This is a genomic window from Streptosporangium sp. OZ121 (assembly GCF_051918885.1).
Taxonomy (GTDB): domain Bacteria; phylum Actinomycetota; class Actinomycetes; order Streptosporangiales; family Streptosporangiaceae; genus Streptosporangium.
This window is the reverse complement of the sequence record NZ_JBPXMC010000098.1, coordinates 1-829: the sequence shown is the minus strand read 5'-3', so window position 1 is coordinate 829 and position 829 is coordinate 1. Positions and strand designations below refer to the sequence as shown.

The window sequence follows — 829 nt, the reverse complement described above, 5'->3', positions numbered from 1 at the left end:
GCGCTCTCTCCATCAGCGTGCCGGGCACCGCGAACCTGGGATCCGTGGTGGCCGGAAGCCCCACCGTGTCGGCTCAGCTCGGTGACGTCACCGTGGACGACGCCCGTGACTCCCTCGACGCCTCCTGGATCGCGACGGTCAACGCGACGGACTTCACCACCGGTGGCGCCACCGCGCCCGAGACCATCCCGAAGGAGTCCATCACCTACTCGCCGGGCCCTGCCACGGCCACGACCGGCGACGCGACGTTCACCCCCGGGACCACCGGAGACCTCGGCTCCACCCGCACCGCCTTCTCCGCCTCCGACGGCACCGGGAACAACTCCGCCACCTGGAACCCGACGATCACCGTGACGCTGCCCCCTCAGGTGATCGCCGGGACCTACAGTGCCGTCGTCACCCACTCGGTCAGCTAGGACCGGGCGGGGTCGGAAACCTGATCAGACGGACGGGGAACGCGTGCCGTCGGCGGCCTCCCTCTCCGTGGCGGCGGCCTTCCTCGCCTTGGCTCTCGCCGTGCGCGAGAGGGCGAGCCCGACGCGCTGGACCAGTGCCGGCGAGACGCTGGGATTCAGCAGGGGCGCGCCCAGGAAGACGGAGAAGATCCGGTGCGTGCCCCTGGGAAGTCCCATGACGCCCAGGACGGCCTTGCCGTTGACGATCCACGCCGTGCCCAGGACCGCTCCGGCGGTGACGAAGACGACCCGGCCGGTGGGGACGGTCGCGTTCGAGGACCTCACGGTCGCGGTGAACACGACCGGGCCGGTTCCCGAGACGCGCGACGAGGTCAGCGTGGTGGTCGGGGCCGGGAGGGCGGGCTGGGGCGTGT

Annotated in this window: 2 protein-coding genes; one reads left to right on the top strand and one right to left on the bottom strand. The window is 71.8% G+C overall.

The genetic code is table 11. The features are described from left to right. Positions 1-416: hypothetical protein (locus tag ACTOQ1_RS42880; protein ID WP_440074369.1), on the top strand; the 416-nt coding region annotated here is incomplete at its 5' end. Between the two features lie 24 nt (positions 417-440). Here the strand turns inward: ACTOQ1_RS42880 and ACTOQ1_RS42875 are convergent. Beyond that, positions 441-829 (bottom strand): Ig-like domain-containing protein (locus tag ACTOQ1_RS42875; protein WP_440074366.1); only part of this gene is annotated, 389 nt, incomplete at its 5' end.